Below are 241 nucleotides of genomic sequence, written 5' to 3' on the forward strand. Positions count from 1 at the left end.
GATGATGATGCCTAATATGATACGTTACCCAATTCTATTATTGCCTGTAACTTGTACCGCAGCTATATCAGGCTTTTTTGGAAGTTTACTACAGATTAAAAATGATGCAGAATCGGCTGGGTTTGGATTGGTAGGGCTCATCGGTCCAATTAAGTCAATGAATTTTTTAGAAGGGAGCTCATTGTATAATTTAAGTGCTGTAATAGCAGCATATATTATTATTCCCCTTGTATCTTCTCTA

1 protein-coding gene is annotated in these 241 nt (G+C 36.1%); it reads left to right on the forward strand.

The genetic code is table 11. The features are described 5' to 3' along the window. Window positions 1-16 precede the first annotated feature (16 nt). A partial coding sequence (locus SH09_RS17535) for a PTS sugar transporter subunit IIC (protein WP_412179349.1) occupies window positions 17-241 on the forward strand: 225 nt, incomplete at its 3' end.

Origin of the sequence: Staphylococcus gallinarum (assembly GCF_000875895.1) — a bacterium.
Lineage (GTDB): Bacteria > Bacillota > Bacilli > Staphylococcales > Staphylococcaceae > Staphylococcus > Staphylococcus gallinarum.